Annotated in this window: 19 protein-coding genes and 1 pseudogene; 12 read left to right on the top strand and 8 right to left on the bottom strand. The window is 42.7% G+C overall.

Features of this window, described 5'->3' with window-relative positions; genetic code table 11:
* The 5 genes from F6K57_RS21905 to F6K57_RS21885 all read left to right on the top strand — a co-directional run.
* Nucleotides 1-179: L,D-transpeptidase (locus F6K57_RS21905; RefSeq protein WP_293070627.1), on the top strand; the 179-nt coding region annotated here is incomplete at its 5' end.
* Between the two features lie 560 nt (nucleotides 180-739).
* Nucleotides 740-1,621 (top strand): hypothetical protein, encoded by an 882-nt coding sequence (locus tag F6K57_RS21900; RefSeq protein WP_293027087.1) that lies wholly within the window; start codon nucleotides 740-742, stop codon nucleotides 1,619-1,621.
* A 112-nt stretch (nucleotides 1,622-1,733) separates the two neighbouring features.
* The gene (locus F6K57_RS21895; protein ID WP_293070626.1) at nucleotides 1,734-2,834 is read left to right on the top strand and encodes a DUF1565 domain-containing protein; all 1,101 of its coding nucleotides are present in this window, start codon (nucleotides 1,734-1,736) and stop codon (nucleotides 2,832-2,834) included.
* A 125-nt stretch (nucleotides 2,835-2,959) separates the two neighbouring features.
* The gene (locus F6K57_RS21890) at nucleotides 2,960-3,838 is read left to right on the top strand and encodes a hypothetical protein (RefSeq protein WP_293027084.1); all 879 of its coding nucleotides are present in this window, start codon (nucleotides 2,960-2,962) and stop codon (nucleotides 3,836-3,838) included.
* Nucleotides 3,839-4,191: 353 nt separating this feature from the next.
* Nucleotides 4,192-4,344 (top strand): hypothetical protein, encoded by a 153-nt coding sequence (locus tag F6K57_RS21885; protein WP_293027081.1) that lies wholly within the window; start codon nucleotides 4,192-4,194, stop codon nucleotides 4,342-4,344.
* Between the two features lie 47 nt (nucleotides 4,345-4,391).
* Here F6K57_RS21885 and F6K57_RS21880 read toward each other — a convergent pair whose 3' ends face one another.
* Nucleotides 4,392-4,766, bottom strand: a complete 375-nt coding sequence (locus tag F6K57_RS21880; RefSeq protein ID WP_293027078.1) for a transposase — start codon at nucleotides 4,764-4,766, stop codon at nucleotides 4,392-4,394.
* A gap of 499 nt (nucleotides 4,767-5,265) precedes the next feature.
* On the opposite strand from F6K57_RS21880, the gene F6K57_RS21875 reads away from it, so the two are divergent.
* Nucleotides 5,266-6,447: an aldo/keto reductase gene (locus F6K57_RS21875; RefSeq protein WP_293027105.1), complete on the top strand. Its 1,182-nt coding sequence runs from the start codon at nucleotides 5,266-5,268 to the stop codon at nucleotides 6,445-6,447.
* Nucleotides 6,448-6,467: 20 nt separating this feature from the next.
* Here the strand turns inward: F6K57_RS21875 and F6K57_RS21870 are convergent, their stop codons facing one another.
* Nucleotides 6,468-7,016, bottom strand: a complete 549-nt coding sequence (locus tag F6K57_RS21870) for a shikimate kinase (RefSeq protein WP_293027075.1) — start codon at nucleotides 7,014-7,016, stop codon at nucleotides 6,468-6,470.
* Nucleotides 7,017-7,160: 144 nt separating this feature from the next.
* On the opposite strand from F6K57_RS21870, the gene F6K57_RS21865 reads away from it, so the two are divergent.
* Nucleotides 7,161-7,475: a hypothetical protein gene (locus tag F6K57_RS21865; protein WP_293027072.1), complete on the top strand. Its 315-nt coding sequence runs from the start codon at nucleotides 7,161-7,163 to the stop codon at nucleotides 7,473-7,475.
* 209 nt (nucleotides 7,476-7,684) lie between these two features.
* Nucleotides 7,685-7,885: a hypothetical protein gene (locus F6K57_RS21860; protein WP_293027068.1), complete on the top strand. Its 201-nt coding sequence runs from the start codon at nucleotides 7,685-7,687 to the stop codon at nucleotides 7,883-7,885.
* Nucleotides 7,886-8,489: 604 nt separating this feature from the next.
* Here F6K57_RS21860 and F6K57_RS21855 read toward each other — a convergent pair.
* The 3 genes from F6K57_RS21855 to F6K57_RS21845 all read right to left on the bottom strand — a co-directional run bounded on the left by F6K57_RS21855 (nucleotide 8,490) and on the right by F6K57_RS21845 (nucleotide 12,457).
* On the bottom strand, nucleotides 8,490-9,140 hold the full coding sequence (locus F6K57_RS21855) for a hypothetical protein (protein ID WP_293027065.1): 651 nt from the start codon (nucleotides 9,138-9,140) through the stop codon (nucleotides 8,490-8,492).
* 209 nt (nucleotides 9,141-9,349) lie between these two features.
* A complete protein-coding gene (locus F6K57_RS21850) occupies nucleotides 9,350-9,976 on the bottom strand; it encodes a flavin prenyltransferase UbiX (RefSeq protein ID WP_293027061.1) in 627 nt (208 codons plus the stop codon).
* Nucleotides 9,977-10,207: 231 nt separating this feature from the next.
* A complete protein-coding gene (locus F6K57_RS21845) occupies nucleotides 10,208-12,457 on the bottom strand; it encodes a ribonuclease R family protein (protein ID WP_293027057.1) in 2,250 nt (749 codons plus the stop codon).
* Nucleotides 12,458-13,112: 655 nt separating this feature from the next.
* Between F6K57_RS21845 and F6K57_RS21840 the strand changes: the two genes are divergently transcribed.
* Both F6K57_RS21840 and F6K57_RS21835 read left to right on the top strand, forming a co-directional pair.
* Complete coding sequence (locus tag F6K57_RS21840; RefSeq protein ID WP_293027050.1) at nucleotides 13,113-13,337, top strand: hypothetical protein; 225 nt, start codon at nucleotides 13,113-13,115, stop codon at nucleotides 13,335-13,337.
* A 292-nt stretch (nucleotides 13,338-13,629) separates the two neighbouring features.
* Nucleotides 13,630-14,439 carry a hypothetical protein gene (locus tag F6K57_RS21835; RefSeq protein WP_293070623.1) on the top strand — a complete coding sequence of 270 codons (810 nt, stop codon included), beginning with the start codon at nucleotides 13,630-13,632 and terminating at the stop codon, nucleotides 14,437-14,439.
* Nucleotides 14,440-14,443: 4 nt separating this feature from the next.
* Here F6K57_RS21835 and F6K57_RS21830 read toward each other — a convergent pair whose 3' ends face one another.
* Complete coding sequence (locus F6K57_RS21830) at nucleotides 14,444-14,614, bottom strand: hypothetical protein (protein ID WP_293070621.1); 171 nt, start codon at nucleotides 14,612-14,614, stop codon at nucleotides 14,444-14,446.
* Between the two features lie 170 nt (nucleotides 14,615-14,784).
* On the opposite strand from F6K57_RS21830, the gene F6K57_RS21825 reads away from it, so the two are divergent.
* Nucleotides 14,785-15,069, top strand: a complete 285-nt coding sequence (locus F6K57_RS21825) for a hypothetical protein (RefSeq protein ID WP_293070619.1) — start codon at nucleotides 14,785-14,787, stop codon at nucleotides 15,067-15,069.
* A 67-nt stretch (nucleotides 15,070-15,136) separates the two neighbouring features.
* Nucleotides 15,137-15,337: a hypothetical protein gene (locus tag F6K57_RS21820; protein WP_293019763.1), complete on the top strand. Its 201-nt coding sequence runs from the start codon at nucleotides 15,137-15,139 to the stop codon at nucleotides 15,335-15,337.
* Nucleotides 15,338-15,637: 300 nt separating this feature from the next.
* On the opposite strand, the pseudogene F6K57_RS21815 reads toward F6K57_RS21820, so the two are convergent.
* Nucleotides 15,638-16,728 (bottom strand): annotated as a pseudogene (locus tag F6K57_RS21815) (ISAs1 family transposase).
* A 175-nt stretch (nucleotides 16,729-16,903) separates the two neighbouring features.
* Nucleotides 16,904-19,753 (bottom strand): COR domain-containing protein, encoded by a 2,850-nt coding sequence (locus tag F6K57_RS21810; protein WP_293070617.1) that lies wholly within the window; start codon nucleotides 19,751-19,753, stop codon nucleotides 16,904-16,906.
* Between the last annotated feature and the right edge of the window lie 321 nt (nucleotides 19,754-20,074).

Raw genomic sequence — 20,074 nt, 5'->3', positions numbered from 1 at the left:
GCGATCGCTGGATTGGTTTTTGGACTAATGGGAAGAATTATATTGGATTTCATGGAACAACTGCTGAGGAACTCGTCGGACAAGCTGTTTCTCACGGTTGCATCCGAATGCTCAATAAAGATGTCCGAGATTTATTTGAAAAGGTGGCTATAGGAACACCGGTAATCGTAAAGCCTTGACATCCTCTGCCGGAATAGGTTAATCCCCATAAGATCAAGTCAGGTTGAATACCCATAATTAGAGCGAGGGTGGGAAGTTTGGGAAGTGTGGGAAGTGTGGGGAGATGGGGAGATGCGGGAGATTTTTATTAAGGGTAATTATCCCGACATGATATAATTAGAGAGTTGAGCCCCTAGCTCTTCATAATTATTAATTTTTAAGATAGCGATTAGTTAAATAGAACCCACGCTTAGCGCACTCCCAATTGATTTGCGCTCAACTAACCAATGGTCAAATTATTGCCCCTCTTCCCCGACTTCTGGTCTGTTGCTCCACTTCCGGTCTTGGAGAGTTTCACAACTAAAATCGGATTGTTATAGTTATGATGGTGTAGGTTAAACTAACCGAAAACTATCTAGAGAAACTATCTAGAGAAAATATTAAGGTCAGCACCCCGCTGTTGCCTAGACAGGGCTTCAAGCCTTCGAGGCTAGGTAGCAGGGTGAAAACCGCACTTGACGTTCGTGTTTCCGACCTGGCCCCCCATAAACGGGGTGTCCAAACTTCAAACTTGTTTTTTATGAGTAAATCAATAATTGAGTTAGTTGATGAACTGTCAACCGATAGCCTAACTGTAAAAATCCTGAACGCACTGGATTTTGTGATCCCAGGGGAGTGGGAAAACCTAGTGGGGTTTAACCATACCATTCGCAAGCTAACTGGGGAAGAGGATTACGAGGTGATTACGAAAATTCGCGATCGCGCCCTCGCCATCTACGAAGACCCCAATGAGGGATACCAAAAAGCGGTTGGGATTTATCAAAAGTTTGACAGAACTGACAAAGCGATCGCAGCAGCGGCAATAGCCGACAAAGTCGGGGATACCTTTAGGTGGATCCCGTTTTTAGAGAAACTGACTCCCAAAGCTGACAAGCTGCAAGGGGTTGACTTGGGTCTGAAATTGGTGGGGGAACTACTTGCCCATAGCAAAATTCACAAGGTTGGCTTGAATCCCTTCGAGTTTGCCAGTTCTATCCGGGAAAACTATGATCAAGCTGCTCTGATGCGGATGGTAGCTTTAGTTTGTATTGATGGGGTAATCCCTCTTGGTGCAGACTTCGTGTCTAAAGTACGAAATACCCTTGAAGAAGGAGATCAATCATCCTTTTCCAACAATGATGAGTTTGAAGCCATCAGGGACTCAATCCCAGATGGCGATAAACAGGGATTCATTACTCAAACCTTTGATGCAGTTGGTGGCTGGATGGATAATCTAGTATCCTCTGTTGGATTAAGCCGTGATTCACTGTCCGACAGTCTCGGGGGTTTTGTAGAAATTGCCGATGACAAGTTAGACTATGTGGCGGCATTTCTAGACGCTAGCACTAACTACTATGAGCATACTGGCATACAAACCGTTGCGCGTCATTTAATTCTTCGTGCTGCTGAAGAAATTGACTAGGCTAACTGAGTAGGCTAGTAGTACACAACTATAGCGTTTTTCATCACTATGAAAAACGCTATAATGGGCAAATAAAATTTTGCTCCAATCAAGTTAAGTACTAACCTTGACAATGCTGCAATACAAAGTTTCTAAGCTAACTGAATCCCCTAACTTTGTATTAGTTGCTGCTGGATTAATTATGGCTTTAGCGGTAACAGGCTGTGAGCAATGGGATTCATCTGGCAGGATAAGTAGACCAACACCAGACAATTTTCCTACTCGTAACTTACCGAGATCGAACCCTAGGCAGTCGCCACCAGCAATCAAGCAAGTTTTGTACGTGGATTCTCAACAGGGTACAGACAGCGAAAACGCTGGTCTAACCACTGCTAATCCCTTCAAAACTATTACCTATGCCTTACAGCAAGCTCGTCCCTTAGCTACTATCCACCTAGCCCCAGGTCAGTACACCGTTGAACAGGGAGAAACCTTTCCCCTTAAACTCAAACCTGGCATGATTCTCCAGGGAAACAAGTCCGCTAGAGGTGAAGGAGTAGTTATAATTGGTGGCGGTCTTTACCTCAGTCGGACTTGGGCTGGTCAGAACGTAACGATATTGGCAGCTCAAGATGCTCAGATTCTGGGACTAACTATTACTAATCCTAATACCAGAGGGAGTGGTGTGTGGGTAGAATCCACCAATCCCATCATTCGTAACAATACCTTTATCAATAGCGATCGCGAAGGAGTGTTTGTTAGTGGTAAAGGAAATCCTCTGATTGAAAATAACCGTTTTGCCAATAACCAAGGAAACGGTATCTCTGTAACTCGGGAAGCAACAGGAGAAATCCGGGGTAATATTATTGAGCAAACCGGTCATGGTTTGGCGATAGGGGGCAACAGTTCACCCTTGGTAGTAAATAATCAGATTCGTGACAACATTGACGGGGTAGTGATTGAAGGGTCTGCACGTCCTGTGCTGCGCGAGAACCAAATTATCAACAATAGTAGGGATGGCTTGGTAGCGATTAGCCAATCTCAGCCAGATTTAGGCACTGCTAGTACTCCTGGAAATAACCTTTTTGAAGGCAATGAACGTTATGACATTTATAATGTTACTGGCAAAAAGCTATTAGTAATTGGTAATCAGCTCAAGGGGGATGGGGTTGCTGCACTGCTAGAAGCTCAACCAAGTTCTCCTGAATTTCCTGAAGACTTTGACGTTAATTAGTATTGCTCAGTATGCTACCTAAGCAAAGCTGATAGCTTACAGATTTTTTTCATGATTCCTTCACAATTGACATTTAAAATTGTGTATGTTTTCGTGAGAGAAGTTTATAATTAAAACAACTGAAAATGGGTCAATCAATTATTGAATTAGTTGACGAACTTCCAACGGATAATATAACCGTAACAGTACTGAATGTCCTGGATTTTGTTGTTCCGGGGGAATGGGAAAATCTCGTCGGTTTTCACAATACAATTAGCGCAGTTACAGGGGAAACAGATCAAGATGTGATTGAGTCAATTAGTGCCCGCGCACTTGAGCTGTACGAAGACCCTGATCAGGGATACCAAACAGCTATCTGGATTTACCAAACTCTTGACAATACTGACACAGCGATCGCAGCAGCAGCTTTAGCTGACAAAGTCGGGGATACTTTGAGTTGGATCCCATTCTTAGACAAACTGACTCCCAAAGCTGACACCGTTCAATCTTTTGATTTGAGTATAAAACTGGTCGGAGAACTGATCGCTCATAGCAAGATTCACGGCCTTGGCTTTAATCCGGTAGATTTTGCTGCTTCTGTGACAGAAAACTATCATAAGGAAGCTCTGATGCGGATGGTAGCCTTAGTTTGCATCGATGGTCTAATTCCTCTGGGTGCTGACTTCATCTCTAAAGTCCGAAATAGCTTGGAAGAAGGAGGGAAGTCCGCTCTAGAAGATAATCCTGCCTTTGAAGCCCTCAGTGACTCAATTCCTGAATCCGATAAACAGGGATTTATCAGTAACACCTTTGATGAAGTTGGTGACTGGATGAATAATTTAATTTCCTCTACTGGGTTAAGCCCTGAGTCACTGTTTGAGCGTCTGGGTGGCTTCATAGAAGTTGCTGATGACAAGTTAGACTATGTAGCGGCATTTCTAGACGCTAGCACTAATTGTTATGAGCATACTGGGATTCAAACTGTTGCTCGTCATCTGATTCAGCGGGCAGCTCAAGATATTTGAGATTAAGTCTGGTTAATCACTTATCAAATAGTCCCTAAATTTTGGGTAAGCAGTCAGCTATCAGCTATCAGCTATCAGCTAATGGCCTACATATGGTGCTACAGATGGTGCTACAGATGGTGCTATCAGCTATCAGCTGACGGCTGCATGCTTACTACCGAGACTTTGAATTCGATAAAATCTCGAACTATTAAGTGCGACCCGTGGCAAATTTAATTCTTAATGGGTCAAGCGCACCTTTAAATTCTCCCAAATGAGGTTTATTTTAAGCTGACCGCTGACTGCTGACCGCTTACAATTTTGGTAATTGGGATGAGGTAATGGGGTATCATTAATCTGATTACTATTCCCCATTGCCCCAGTACCCATTATCCATGAAATATAGCGCTACGCCCAAGTCAGAAGTCAGAAGTCAGAAGTCAGAAGTCAGAAGTCAGAAGTCAGAAGTCAGAAGTCAGAAGTCAGCTATGACTGAGTTTCGGAGTTTAGGAATGTCAAACATCTGAATGCGTAGTGCTATATAAAGATTATTTTTGAATTTATTTGTGCCTATTTATTTTTGTTTGTGGCGTCTATGGTTTCTTTTACGGGTTAAATTCAAACGTTTAATCATTCTATCGACTGTGGAACGACCAATTAAAACTCCCGTTTCTTCGGCTAACCAAATCCGGAGTTCATCTAAGGTAGCATCATTGTTTTTGATGACAAGATCTCGTAGAATATCTAATTGCTCTGGGGTAAGTTTGATCGGAGTTTGTTTAGTTCGAACTTTGGGAGCAATATTTCCGGTTTCTCGATACTGTTTGAGTAATTTTTGAACAAAGCTTAAGGCAACATTAAACTGTTGAGCAAGCTTACGTTGAGAGATATTGCCTTGATTATAAGCATCAATAATTTTTTGTCTAAGATCAACAGAGTAGGCTTTCATGGTTCTTGAGCAGAATTATCTGAGGTATCCTTATTGTACCTTACCAGCTTGGTAAACGCTAGATCCGATTGCCTTAACATTCGAGGCTGGTAAGCATTCAGCCGTCAGCTTAATGCTGTCAGCTTTTGAATCAGCGATGCAGCAAGGGAACAGGGGAGGTCACGTTACCTGAACTTGCTAATGGTGCTTGAGATGACCGTGAGCCAGTGCCGACCTGTGGGGGTTCCCCCTATTAGCAACTGGCGTGGTTTCCACGGGGCAAACAGCGGTGCGGACGCAGGTGACCCACACAGACCCAAAACCACTCGCTATTGGATCAAGACAACAGGTAAGCATTCGAATAATGCTGAGTTACGGAATGCTGACGGCTGAATGCTGATGGCTGAATGCTGATGGCTGAATACTGACGGCTGAATGCTGACGTTGTAAAGTAATGTAAAGGTAGTTAGATGGACAAAGAGCAGACACTAGCAGCTGGGTGATTCAAAGCACGTTTATGATGCAATATCGAAGATTTGGGCGTACAGAGTTACAGATGCCAGTCTTTTCCTGTGGTGGTATGCGATACCAGTTCAAGTGGCAGGATGTTCCCAAGGAGCAAATTCCCCGAGATCATCAACAGAATGTCGAAGCAACAATCCGCCGTTCTCTAGAGCTTGGCATTCATCACATAGAAACTGCTCGTGGCTATGGTACTTCTGAGATGCAATTAGGAGAGATTTTGCCCAAATTTACCCGAGAACAACTGATTGTTCAGACTAAAGTTACTCCTAAGCCTGACCCCAAAGAGTTTCGTCGTAAGTTTAATCAATCCCTCGCTTTCCTACAACTTGACTATGTTGACCTACTGGGAATCCATGGGATTAATACCCCTGAGTTGCTAGATGATACTATCCGTCCCGGTGGTTATTTAGATGTGGCGCGACAGCTTCAAGCAGAGGGTAAGGTACGGTTTATTGGCTTCTCCACCCATGGTCCTACAGATGTAATTGTTAACACCATTGAAACCGACCAGTTTGACTACGTTAACCTGCACTGGTATTACATTAATCAGTTAAATTGGCCTGCTATTGAAGCCGCTACTCGTCACGATATGGGGGTGTTCATCATTAGCCCTTCCGATAAAGGGGGTATGCTCTATAAACCACCACAACGGTTAGTGGAACTTTGTGCTCCCCTTAGCCCAATGGTGTTTAATGATTTGTTTTGTTTGAGCCATCCCCAGGTCCATACCTTGAGTCTAGGCGCATCTCGACCATCAGATTTTGATGAACACCTCAAAGCTGTAGAACTTCTGGAGCACTCAGAGGAAATATTACCACCGATTTTAGAGCGTTTGGAGTCAGAAGCGATCGCAAAATTGGGAGAAGACTGGTTCCGAAGTTGGCACATTGGTTTACCCACCCATTCAGAAACCCCAGGCGGTATAAATATTCCAGTGATTTTGTGGTTGAGGAATTTAGCGATCGCGTACGATCTGGTTGAGTATGCAAAAATGCGCTACAACCTTTTAACTAATGCGGGTCACTGGTTTCCTGGGGCCCAAGCCAATCAGGTCAGAGAATTAGACCTGACGGAATGTTTGCGTAAAAGTCCTCATGCTGATCTAATACCAGCTTTTCTGGAAGATGCCCATAACTTATTAGGGGGTAAACCAGTCAAACGCCTATCCCAACAATAATGAATGGCTCTAAAACGACCCTAATTTTTTTGTGTAGATTTTTTAAGAACTTTCGGAATCTCTGTAATAACTCGTGAAGCCACCTCTGGTGCAGTCTGCCCAGATTGTTGACAGATGTGAAGGTCAGCTAATTCATAAAGACTCCGTCTTTGGTCAAGAATTTTCTGCAATTCTAAAGCAGGATCAGGTTTCTGTAATAAGGGGCGAGTGGTATCCTCTTGCAAGCGTTCGATTAACATTGCCACAGGCACATCCAACCAGACCACCAGACCATAATGCAGATAACTCCAATTCTGGGGTTTAATTACAATACCGCCTCCTGTAGCAACAATCAATTGCTGATAAGCCGATAGTTCCGAGAGTACCTGAGTCTCCAGCTGTCGAAAGACTTCTTCACCGTCGTCAGCAAATATTTGGTTAATCGTTTTACCTGCAATTTGCTCAATCAGGGCATCTGTATCACAAAAACCATAGCCTAGCTCACTAGCTAGTAAACCTCCAACAGTAGTTTTGCCAGCGCCCATCATGCCAATCAGAAAAACATTGATGCCCTTCAACAAGTCATTCACGCATGCCCTCTCCAGTTTAATCAGTGATTACCCTTAGTTCACTTAATAAACCGTACCACTATAGGGTTCCCACTGGGAGACAGCCTTTCACATTTATGTTATTATCCACAATAGCTTCATCTAAACTTCATCCCAAAAAAATCGATGTACCGTGGTTTTGGGGAGCCAGTGAGGCCAAAGGGGGTAACCACTGGGCCTGACTTTGGTGCTTCGGTAAGCCTTAGCACACAGCCTCTCCCTATGAGCAACTGCCGTGGTTTTGCTCATCTGCGACTGCATCAAGACAACGGGAACGTGGAAACCGTCATAATTCATGTGGCTATGTGGCGGAGGAAGCAAGACAAGGCGGTTAAAACCGCCATCATTAGAAAAATAGCCAGAAACTTAGGCTTAGACCTAAGCCGACTGGGTAAGCGGTGTTTGACCACCGTAAGACTGGTCAGGCTCTGGACTGAATAAAAGTCCAAGCTTGGCACGAGGGTAAAATAATCCTCAATTTTTTAGACCAGGGAGACTCAAATATGTATAAAGCATAGTTTCTAATCCCTGGCGCTCAACTACCTGATGAAGCAGCTGATTTCGGTGTTTCACAAAACTATCAACTAGTGGAACCGATCTACTGGTTTTCACTAGTGGTCACTCCATCTATAGTAGGGGTAACAAAGTAAATGTTGCTAATTCGTGACATTGTCAAACAAGCTCTCACCACCGGTTATCTTACCATAGAAGCCGAGGATAAATTACGCAGGATGCTTCATCAAAAACATAAAAAGTACGATTTGGCGGATCTGGATGCCTTTATGGTCTTACAAGAAGCCGCTATGACTGGTCGCGTGAGACAGCAATCTCGCGAACAAATGAACAATTAGCTTCATCCGCTCTTATGGCTCACAACGAACATGCGCAGCATAAGTGTCAGATGAATTGCGGACAGGGTTTATAATAGTTTATAATAGTAGGGAAAATAAATTAAGAGCTAACCGCCACCTACGTGCTTAAAAATAGAACTTATTGTATTGTTCCGGCGGGTCGGGGCATCCTGTGTCGTTAATAAAGTAACCCGTGTATCCGTTCGCAATAGCTGGAGTTGCTAAGAAGCACACACTGAACCGTACTTGTCAGTGTGGGAGTATGTTACCCAAATGGATAATTATTGAGTAACTATCTAACAGTGACAGCCAAGAAGTGACCTTTCACTGCCTTGGCTGCTATTGTTATGCTAGTCTTGAACTTCCCCATCCGTCGCCGGAATGGGGATTCTTAGGCACAACCTAATTGGCTGTTATCGACCTGGGCGTAACTTTCCCCCGCACGGTCGGTAGCTGGTAGGGTCAATACCCAGTTTTTTTTTGAGACCCTTATTTCTTATATTAACACCACACTGGGAAAATTAATCCCCGACCTAAGAGGACGGGGTATTCAATTCCGTCTCAAACTCTCTCCAACGAGCAAGAAAATCAACCGTCAGTAAGGTTATTCAAAGTCTTCATCATCCTCAAACCCCCAGTCCTCTTCATCCTCTTCAGGCTGCTTAGCTACTTTCTTGTAAGGTGGATTAATTACTCGATACTTGGCATCGTAAACTGTTTCGGATTTACCAACACCTGAATTACCAGGTTTGCGATAACTATAGGAATAAACAGAGCCACTTTGATCACTACTTTCGGGTTCTTCGCTCAGGTCATAGCTAGTGGGATCCCCTTTAGTGGTGTGTGAGGTCGAATCTTGCTTAACCCCTTGGCGACCTGATGAAACTCGATCTGAATTCTGATCTTCCTCAAACTCCCACTCTTGACTACTACTTTCTTCCCAATCCGAGCTTGTATCATCTTTTGACGTTTGTTTCGAGGCTGGACGCTCACGAGTTTTCTCCTGCCTCGTCTGGGTTTGATAACTTTCACGACGGCTATATTCAGAAAATAATGGCTCGTCGTCTGGTGGTTCAGAATTTCGACGAGAGTAACGCCAAGCCAGGTAATTGGGGAGTCGTAGGCTGATGCTAGTTAGAACTCCAGCTCCAATGGCACCAACAATCCACAAGGCTAGAGGTAGAGGTGGTGTCTTCATGCCGAGAAAGACTAACGGTAGCACTGGCAACCAATTATCAACAACAAACAGTGCCAATCCACCTATTACCAAACATAAGAATATAATAATCCTAAACATAAACCAAGGGATTGAAGGTTATAGGTTAAAGGTTGAGGGGTGATGAAGATTTATCAGCATATGTCCGGCTCAAGGCAGAAAACTCTGACGATTTAGCCTCCTACTACTCGGTCTTTTAACTCTGCCCTATTTTCCCCCATCTTTCCGATATCTTTATTTCCTACCTATCATAGTAGGGAATCATTACTTCTCCCCTGCCACCGTTTTAGGGGAATGCAGTCAATGTCTAACTGGTCTAAAGCACGAGCTACCACAAAATCCACCAAATCTTCGATGGTTTGAGGGTTATGGTACCAAGCGGGAATAGCTGGAACTATTCTAACTCCTGTTTCTGCTAATCTGGTCAGGTTACGCAGATGGATTAAACTAAAGGGTGTTTCCCGAGGTACGATTACTAGCTGACGCCCTTCTTTAATTTGAACATCTGCTGAACGCTCCAGCAGGTCAGTACTGAAGCCCGCAGCCATTTTCGCTACGGTATTCATACTACAGGGCATGATCACCATTCCTAAAGTACGGAAAGAACCACTAGCAATGCTGGCTCCCACATCCCCCCACCGATGACAAATGAGTTTGCCTCCCTGATCGACTGCCGCTTGCTGACGCCAGAATTGTTCTTGTAGATCGGGTTCTAGAGGCATGCGAATATTTTGCTCTGCCTGCCAAACCATATAGGTAGATTTCGATGCCACCAGCTCAATAGCATAGTCAGCCTCTAGTAAATACTTTAAAGCCCGTACAGCATAGATTAGCCCAGATGCACCGGTGACACCAAGAATTAAAGGAATTGTCATTAGTCAGTAGTCAAATCATGTCCGGTTTAATACTTATCATTGAATGGTGTTCGTCATTTGTTTATTAATTTTTAATTTAAAATTGTTAATTAACAAAAGGGAATTAACCCTATTATCATCAATACTATTATAAGTGATTAACTGGACTTAATATGATTTCATTGGTAGTGATTGGTTAGTGGTTAGTGGTTAGTTAACCTTCTAGTAACCTACTAACCAATCACTAATAATTTACTCCTCTAAATCTTCGTTACTAGCAAAACTACCGCCACTTACGGTGACCAGGTCAATTTGTTGACGGTAATAATCCACACTCTTGACTTGGACTTCGACGCGATCGCCTAAGCGATAGGCAGTGCGATTTTTGCGACCCACTAGGCAGGCGTGACGGGAGCGATACTCGTACCAGTCATCCTTGAGAGAGCTAACGTGAACTAATCCTTCTACTAACAAGTCTTCAATTTCGACAAAAAAGCCGTAGGATTGAACCCCAGTAATTAGACCGCTGAAGATATCTCCTGTACGCTCTTTCATTTGTTCAGCTTTCTTTAACCCCTGTAAATCCATCTCTGCATCCATGGTGATCTTTTCACGGTCATTGAGATGGGGAATTAATGTAGTTAACTGATTTTCTAACTCTTGGTGAATTTCTGGTGGTAAAACATTCCAGTTTATATTACCTTGACAGCTGCTATGATTGAGATTTACGCGGTCTTTGGAACGGGTAGAACGACGGTCTCTTCCTTTTTCAAATACCAAATGCAGTAACTGTTGTACCCATAAATCTCCATAGCGCCTCAGTGGTGATACTCCGTGAGTATACCCAGTATCCAATGCTAGACCAAAGTGGGATCCTGGTTTTGAACTATAACCTGTTGGTTTTAAGGTTGATAACAACAAATAGATCAATACTTTAGGTGCTATGGATTTGGAAAATAGCTGGGTAAAGCCCTGATAGTCTTGAGAGGTAATGGTTTCTTCTTTCTCAAGCTGCATATCTAGCTCTAGATTCATGCCCAACCTAATCAAATCCTGAAGCCCATCCCAATCCGGTAGCCCCTGGACACAGTAAATCCCTGGCAAACCTAGGGCTTGGATATGGGTAGCTATTGCTTGATTGGCTAAGATCACTAATTCCTTCAACAACGACTGCATTGGTACTGTTGAAGAAACCTCCAGAGCCCCCACTCTTCCTTCATCTTTATAGGGGTATGGAATCTGGGACAAATTTAGGTCAAAGGCACCCCGCTGCTTTCGTTGCGCCCTGACTGCTGGACTCAAGGTAAAAAACAGTTCCTTGAGTATGTCCACCACAGGTGCCAATTCTGAGTCAGCTTCCTCATGTCCCCCCAGAAGGGACTGAGCCTGCTCATAAGTGAGCTGGTAGTGTACCTGGATTATGGACGGTTGAATCTCATATTCTACTACCTTACCAGCTTCGTCTAGAGTGAGTAGTACCGACATGGTTAAGCGGTCTTGACCTGGTACTAGGGAACAAAGCTGGGCAACGGCTTCCGGTAGTAAAGGCAATATCAGATCGGACAGATAAACTGCTGTACCCCTTTTTCTGGCTTCATCAGCCAAGGGAGAGTCAGGGACAAAGTAAGCCACATCAGCAATATGTATCCCCAGTTGCCACTGATTTGCTTCGGTTTTTTCTAGAGTAAAGGCGTTTTCTACAATTACCTTCTCTGAGTTAGCTAGCTTATCTTCAATGGTAATGGTCAGAACTTTTCGCAAATCTAGGCGCTGGGTATAGTCTGATTTTTTCAGCTTTTTCGGTAAGTTATCAGCGGCTAGAAGTACCTCATCAGGGAAGTTAGAGCGTAAATCGTGCTTGCAACAGACAATGTCGGTGTCAGCCGCATCTTCTGCATCACTTCCTAAAATACGGGCAACTTTTCCCAGGGGAGGGTTTTGTCCGAGGGGGTAGCGTAGCACTTCTACATGAACCAGATGATCCACTGCTTTGTCTAAGGTTTCCTCATCCGGTTCAAGATCTAGTTCAAACAAGAGTCGGTCATCAAGGGGAAAGGCTCGGTAACCATTACCAATTTCCTTGACTCGCGCTAGCACTGAAGGATTTACCCGTTCGAGAATTAACCGCACTTCTCCTTCAGGAGAGCGGCGTCGGCTACCTTCTTTGGTAACTTTGACTAGGACGCGATCGCCATTCCAGGCAGTACTCAGATTGCTCTCCCGAATGTAAATATCATCGGCTCCCTCGACTTCTTGGATGGCGAAACAAAAGCCTTTACTGGAACAGCGCAGCTTGGCTTCCACCACATCTTCTTCATAAACACGCCGATACCTGCCGCGATCTTTGACCAGAATTCCTAATTTTTCCAGTGCATCCAGGGCAATCTGGAGTTTTTTGAGACCGTCTTTGTCTTGGCAACCAAGTTTTTTTTCTAAGACTTTGGGTGCCACTAGTTTATCATCGGTAAAATTAGAAAGTAATGTAGCGATTGAAAATTCCATCCAACAATCCTTTTCGTCTGATCGTGGTTTTTGCTTGTTGCCCTTAAGACTATGCGATCGCTAGGGTAGGACAGTCCCTGATGCGATCGGGTCATCGGCTGAACATTGAAAGGCAAGCCAGGTGTACACTTCCCCAACAGCAGAGAATAGTGCATCAGTATTCCCGGGTAGCTGAACTTGTTCCACCCCTTGTGTTTCTTTCCCAGGAAAGGGTATCCACTGATGGTTTGCCTAAACTGGTTAACCGACTCTGTTGTTTTTGTTCCGAAGCAAGACTAAGGTCAGGGTAACTTTTTAGGATAATGACTCACCTAACAAAGCTTGCGGGATTTTTGAGTCAGAGCTTGGTCAATAGCCAGTGATTCAAACGCCATGGCACCTTCTTTGAGTTACGGTTTGAGGCCCCCAGGACGATTGTTTCGTTGGCGAAGTTGTCATCAAACGGGTACTAATCAGGCAGTTATGTATAAGAAGCAACCGATTCCAAGAGCAAGAGTGAGAATGTCCAATGCCACCCAGTTTCTTTGGTTAGAACTCTTATGTTCAGACACTGCAATACTCGGAACCATTAAGCTTGCTGGTAACTTAGTCCCCTTGCTTTGCCGATGCTTTAGCCCCTGGGGCAAAAGAGAAGCTTAGCTTAGTCTGGTCAGCCTTGGAACTGTGTCCAAATTCCCCAGTTATATCTACTAGTCTACCTATTGGGCAACCGATTGGTCACGCTTACGCCCTAAATTCAGATTTGCTGAATCGTCATACTGACTTGCGTAGGCTAAAAGGCAACGGACTACATCAGGAGATAACAGCTCTTGTGGAACATAGTAGGTGTGGGCAACGAGGGGAACTTGGAGGTACCCGCCCTCTGATTTCCTGTTCCTAGAGCGCCTGGGAAAAAGAAACTTTGGTTTTGCTTGGCTGTGCTGCTCAACTGGATCAGGAACACCACTGAAATTCCTTTCTCCTACGTCTGTTGAAGACTTGAACTACAGAAGGATTTAGCGCCAGCTTACCAAAGATAGTTCTATTATATTATGTTTTATTGTACATCAACGGGAGTACGGAATCGGGAAGAAATGTTCCGGTGATCCGCAGATCAGCTGTTCCCTTTGCTACAGTTCTCGGGTCAAGCTATGCTATGATGTAATGCTTAGATTTGGGCAGGAAATGGTTTTATGTTTACTCAGTTCCGAGATCGTTATCCTCAAGGCAGCTTGATCAGCGATCTTTTAGCGATTGACCATGGTCAGTACATCGTACGTTGCTCCGTTAAAGTTGAGGATACCATTTTGGTCACTGGTCTAGCTGCTGCCCAAACCGTTGAATTAGCAGAAGATCAAGCCAGACTTAGAGCCTTAGCTGCTTTAGGCATGGATAGCACCAAAGGGATTGATCAAAACAAGGATAATCCCAGAGCAAAGCGTGAGGTAAATCTGCCGCTGCAACCATGGCCTCGCTATGATGTTGGCTCGACCTCAGCAAGTCAGGAACAGACTCAACCCAATCATCATTTTACTCAAGCTACTCGAACCGGTGACACCAGTAGTTACTCTTTCTCAGAGTCAAGAGCTAGAGAGGTTAGGGAAACCGCTGCCAATATCCCATCAGTAGAACCAGCAAGGAACTTTAGCAATGATTCCTTCTCAAGGGAAGTAGAAACCTCTGTGCCAGCTGACATCCCTAAGAAGAGGGAGCCAATTAGCTACCAGACCTCACAACCTGATCCTCCAGTCCAGTCATATTCTCAACATACCATGGAGACTAACACCAGTGACATGGGATCATCGAGTCTTCCGATTATTGACCATTCTGAAATCATTACTAAAACCAATGTAGAAATGAAGCGTCTCGGTTGGACAACTCAACAGGGGAAAGACTATCTTCTACAAACTTACGGTAAGCGATCGCGTCAGCTGCTCAGTGACGATGAGTTAATGTCTTTTCTGAGGTATCTAGAATCCCAACCAATACCTTCAGATTCGTAAGCTATTAGCTATAGGAAAGGGAACAGGGAATCGGGAATCGGGAATCGGGACCCACCCCTAACCCCTCCCAGGAGGGGTTAGGGAATCGGGAATCGGGAAAAAATCCTGTGTACCTGATAGTTCTGAAAAACGCTGTAAGTAACATTAGATTAACAACAAAAGCGATGCTCAGCAAAGAGTATCGCTTTTGTTTATTAACCTGATATCGTCAGCTATCAGCATTCATCGTTCAGTTGAAATTTTTATAATTCAATTATCTGCAAATTGCTATAAATCTGGCATCTAAAATTATAACCATAAATTTCATTACTTAACTAATCAAATACTATAGCAATTATATTTCCCATGAGGTACAAACTGAGCCCCCGTTGGTCCCCCTTAAAAAGGGGGAATTTGAGCTTGATAAGCGTACATAAATTCAATAAACGCTATCTTCATTTTATCTGTTCCCGATTCCCGATTCCCGATTCCCGATTCCCGATTCCCGATTCCCGATTCCCGATTCCCGATTCCCGATTCCCGATTCCCGATTCCCGATTCCCGATTCCCGATTCCCTATTTAATCCCTCTAATTATAACGTTCAAATCCATTGCAACTTCTCCATAAAACTCCCAAAAAAACTTTTGTAAAACCCTTGACAACATAAACTATAATCATTATGATTATAGTTATAACGTCGAGTTCAATATTTGAAACATGTCACCAGAATTTAACCCAAACCTCAAAAAATACCCTGTTGAGCACACTCTCAAAGGCTCTCGTAAAGCAGTAATCTATAGCATGCACACCCTCTATGTTTTTGGCTATGCAGAGATTTGCGAGTGGAGCCCTATGGAGCCGACGGAGGTTCCAGGAGAAGTGAAGACTACAATGATGAAGTATTGGCTGTTGCCATAACACTTTAAATTTCTGGGGGGGTTTCCCCCCTAGCAAAGGCTCCTGGTCTTGTAAAATAAGATCACATCAGGTTTGGTTTGGGATCTGACTGACATGACAATTTCAATCCACTTACTGTGGCATTGAAAAAGCCGTAGACATAATGTCTACGGCTATTTTTTTTTCTTTTTAGACTTATTGCCTATTGCTAGCATGCCTATTGCCTATTGCCTAGTCTTGCCTATTGCCTAGGGCGTGTTTTCAAAGTTTTCCGCAAGATTTAGATCCCCCCCAGCCCCCAGGGCTGTTTCATTCCCAAAATTATTGCAAAAGTGCCAAAAGTGTGGGGATGTTGTTGCTAATTAATCTTTGAGCAATAGTCATAGATGAAAAACCGTTACTACGTAGGATATTAATGACAATGCTACGAATAATGGACATATTGGCAGGAGCGTGGGCTCCTGTGATCGATGAACGGTCTTCTTGAAAAACCACATCCTTTGACCAATGCAAGCGATTTTCAATTCCCCAATGTCCACGAATGCCTTGTGCGAAAATCTCAGCATCAGCGACCAAACTACTGATGTAGTAAGCAACCATTACATATGGTTGTCTACCTCGCTGTCCTGTTCTTTCAACCTTAATCAGGGTTTTTAAGCCAGTCCATTGGTTAGTGATACCAGTCAAATCATCAAACACACTGACACGTCTTTTGGTGAGGCGACCATGTTTTTTCTCGATGGTGGTATGAGTTGTCAGGGGCGCTGCCGATTGTGTATTGACTTGAATCTGTTGATAGAGCTTGGGCTGATTATTTTTTACGGCAATGGCATAATGATTCCCACTGTTGATAATTAACTCGCAGGTTTTTTTTGGCAGTGTAGAGAATCCAAGCTCAACACTGCTTGTTCTAAGTGAAGTGTTTTAATCAAAGCTTGAACTGTACTGATTTCACTGCCATGTTTGTTCTCGAACTGATTTTGAGTTAATACTAAACCCTGATCATGAGTGAACACCGAGACCACGCAAATAAAATTCTGATATTTCGTGTTGCTATTTCTCACTGTGCCTCTAATACTTTTGCCATCAATGCTTAACCATTGTTTAGGACTGATTTGGATATACTCTGATGCCCAACTTTGAAAGACCTTGGCAAAGTTATCAAAATCTATACCCATCATGACACGACGTATGGTGGAGTAAGATGGCACACGCCCTTTTGGTATTTTTAAGGCTTCGATTAAATCTTCTCGGTGACGTTGTGCGAAATCTCCCAGGGCACGGTAACCCAAGTATCCACTCATGGTTCCCATGATCACTATTAGTAGTACCACCCACAATGGATGTCGTCTTCCGTCAGTTGTACGAAAATCCCTGACTTCACCGAGTCTTTCAATCAAAGAAGAGCTCATTTTTTTAATTATCTTACCACATTCTCTTAGTATATGGGCTTTCTGAGGGAATGAAACAGCCCTGCCCCAGCCCCCCTTAAAAAAGGGGGGAGCCATACTCAAAGTCCCCCTTTTTTAAGGGGGACCAACGGGGGATCTCCGAGGCAAGAAGACACGCCCTAGTATTGCCTTTTTCTCAAAATATCTTACTAATCAAGTCTGGTAATTCCTTACATATAGTAACCATATTAGCAGTAGGAGACAAAGCACCAGCAATTCTGATTAGCATTTTCATAGCCTTGTTGGCTATTTTCTTCACAGCACTATCTTCGGAATTAGTTAAAGAAGAAGCGATGTCTTCAATTTGTTCTAGGGCTTCTTCTTTGTCTTCGTCATCCAAATCTTCTGCTAAGACTGCGCTTTGCAGTTGACTGAGTAATTCCTTCAGTTGTTTTTTATCAGACTCAGACTCAGTATCAAAGCTAGGTAACTGGTTGATAGTATTGGTAACCTTACCACTAATCTCACCTAAGTTAAACGCTACAGCAAAACTATCTTTTACTGTAGCGTTATCCGATATATTTATATTTTGACTTTTATCGTTGATATTAGCCATTAGTTCAGAAAAATCTCCAGAAATATTACCTTGTTTTGATAATAGCAATACTAATTTTTGAATATCGCCTTTAAACTGAATTGATTGATTACTATCTTGTTGCTCGTTAGATACTAACTTGTTCAAACCTATTATATCATCAAGTAAACTCAAAACATTCACCATCTGATAGCTTTCTTGACATTGAATGGTGTATTGCTTATCTGCTATAAATTTTAGCAATGTTTGAAAGGGATAAGAGTGTGGCGACTGACTGTCTTTACACTTATGACAATTACAAGGTATTAACTTACTGTACTTCAAGCGCTTATAAGAATCATGTATTCTATCTAGTTCGTAAGCAACTATGGTTAATAATCCCCGCTTATCTCTACCAGCAACCCTAATCTTAATCTCCCGTTTAGCGTAATATTCAATCACTTCCGCTTTGGTTTTGTCCTTAGTTAAGATGACGCCACTTTTCCAAACGTATTTGTGTCGGTCAATATACTGGTGCATCACCACAATAAGCCGAGTGAGAATACCCTTGGGCATAAAATCATGATAATCGTAGCGTAAAATCAGATTGTGAGATTCATGCCAGTTATAGTCTGGTTGGTTATCGCTGAGGAGTTGAGGGGCGATAAAGGTATCTTTGCAATCAGGAATTTCATAGCAAAGTTGGAATTTCTTCATTAGTTCTAGTAATTCTCCTCTGCTAGAGGCATACTTGTCGTCTTTCCAAATACGTTTTAAATCCTTGCGGGTAAACTTTCCTTTGTTATTAATAACGTCATGATTATCTAGCACTTTGTAAACTGCATCGGTCGCCCATTCTGGTTTAAGAATGACTATTTTATATAACAACGAATCTTCTTGCTGCTGGAAATGAAGACATATGCCTAAATCATGGAGATATCCGCTTAACTGTAATGCATCTTCCCGTTGAGTAAATCCATTGGTTTCACAGATATCTAGATATTCCTGAAGAGATATATAATCCCGGGAATCGTTTTCTAAGGCTTGACGAACATTTACCCAAGTTTTCGGTAATGGTTGTCCCACGTGAGGTAAATTTTGAATGTGATATTGAATAGCAGTGATAATCTCTGCTAAGCCTCGGTTAGTTTCGAGGTTAGTAGCCAGAGTTTTTTCGAGATTGGTAAATTGTCCTCGCAAAGCGCTTTCGTTAATTTCCCTTTGGCGGTCTTGTTTCTCGTTTTTAATAATCAACAGGGGGCTATTGTCACTAAATTGTTCTACACTATTGAGCCAATAATAAAAATCCGTATCTTCTTTCCGACTATCCGCCACTAAAGTATAGAGAGAACGTTTACTTAAAAAAAACTGATGGGTAGCATGATAAATTTCTTGGCCGCCAAAATCCCAAATATTGATTTTAAAGTCTCGTTCCTGATCTAGAGGGAAACTCCATTTAATAACATCAATTCCTTCCGTAGACAATTCAGTTTCTTGGAGTTGGTATTGGGGGTCTTGAATTTTTTGAGCTAAACTGGTTTTACCTGCTCCTGGCTCACCGACAATCAACAACTTAGCTTCATAGATATAAGCTTCTCCTTCTTCCCTTAATTGCCGCAAATATTGTTTAATGGCATCTACCCCTTTACTGACAACTTCTGGTGGTGGCACAACCAGGGGATTACCCGATAAATATAGCGTGGTTAAATTGGAGAGATTTCCAAGAGAGTCTGGCAGTTTGGTTAGTTGATTGCCCGATAAATATAGCGTGGTTAAATTGGAGAGATTTCCAAGAGAGTCTGGCAGTTTGGTTAGTTGATTATATGCTAAATCTAGCTCGGTTAAATTGGATAGATTCCCAAGAGATTCCGGCAGTTTGGTTAGTTGATTATTCCTTAAATATAGTTCGGTTAAATTGGATAGATTCCCAAGAGATTCCGGCAGGTTGGTTAGTTGATTACTCGATAAATATAACCTGGTTAACTTTTGAAAATTACCAAGAAATTCCGGCAGCTTGGTTAGTTGATTAAACCATAAATTGAACCTGGTTAAATTGGAGAGATTACCAAGAGACTCCGGGAGGTTGGTTAGTTGATTATTCCCTAAAGTTAGACTGGTTAAATTGGATAGATTACCAAGAGATTCCGGGAGGTTGGTTAGTTGATTATTCCCTAAATTTAGCTCCGTTAAATTGGATAGATTACCAAGAGATTCCGGGAGGTTGGTTAGTTGATTATCCGCTAAATCTAGCCTGTTTAAATTGGATAGATTCCCAAGAGATTCTGGAATATTATTTATTTCGTTATAGCTTAAATTTAAGACTTTAATTGGTTTTATTTCAAAAACTTCCTCTGGAATATTGGTCAGTTTGAGTAAGCAATAAAAATTACTCAAATTTAGTATTTCAAGGTTTTTTTCCCTGGCTTGTTGGATTTTTTTTCGGAAGCGCTTTGGAATACTATCTTCGCTCATATAGCAATTGTTATTTGGGTGAGTTACAAAGCTGATGGTTTGAAGGCAATAGGCTTTTAAGGTAATCAGCGTAAAAAAAGACTGTACCTCATAAGTCCGATGAACGCGCTATATTATCCCTGACCCAACAAATCTATTTTAATATTTCCTCTAGAAAAGTGATGTGGCATCACTGGTTAACTGCAACAACAAGTATTTATACTTAAAAACTTTGCTGAAAGAATTTCCTTCTTTGATTCAGCAATGGCAAAATTGGGCATTGCCTAAATGCGGGATGATTTGAATAGTTTTGTGAAATGGGCATCTTGGTGAAATGAGCAT

It is taken from the genome of Moorena sp. SIO4A5, assembly GCF_010672005.1.
In the GTDB taxonomy this organism is placed as follows: Bacteria; Cyanobacteriota; Cyanobacteriia; order Cyanobacteriales; family Coleofasciculaceae; genus Moorena.
This window is presented reverse-complemented; position numbering and strand designations above follow the sequence as displayed.